Source organism: Mesorhizobium sp. M8A.F.Ca.ET.207.01.1.1, assembly GCF_004794715.1.
GTDB lineage: Bacteria > Pseudomonadota > Alphaproteobacteria > Rhizobiales > Rhizobiaceae > Mesorhizobium.
In genome coordinates this window covers 1-326 of sequence record NZ_SRUS01000347.1, presented here as the reverse complement: position 1 = coordinate 326, position 326 = coordinate 1, and the positions used below count along the sequence as shown (strand labels likewise).

Annotated in this window: 1 protein-coding gene; it reads right to left on the bottom strand. The window is 59.8% G+C overall.

All coding sequences use genetic code 11. From position 1 onward, the window contains the following. Window positions 1-51: 51 nt before the first annotated feature. Window positions 52-273 (bottom strand): hypothetical protein, encoded by a 222-nt coding sequence (locus EN850_RS34860; protein WP_246689330.1) that lies wholly within the window; start codon window positions 271-273, stop codon window positions 52-54. Between the last annotated feature and the right edge of the window lie 53 nt (window positions 274-326).

The window sequence follows — 326 nt, the reverse complement described above, 5'->3', positions numbered from 1 at the left end:
GGAAATACTTGATCATAGCGGGTCCTTTCGAGGTTTTCTTCCTGGGCCTGGTCAGCCGAAATATGTCGGAAAGGCATGAGCCACACGACCGTCCCCGTCCACGCCGAAAATGACGCGGTAGCGATCGAGGCAGGTGCAGGGATGCGAAATGCCGAACTCGACGACATCGCCGACGCCGATGTGGTCGCCCGGCAGAACCGCCAGGAATGCATGCTGATCGTTCAGCTTGATGACCTGTGCTTTCGCAGGCATCCCCGGCAGTGGCTGGCCCAAGCGGTATACGGTGAGCGGTTGCGGGAAACCCTGGTCGAACGAAACGTCGCGCA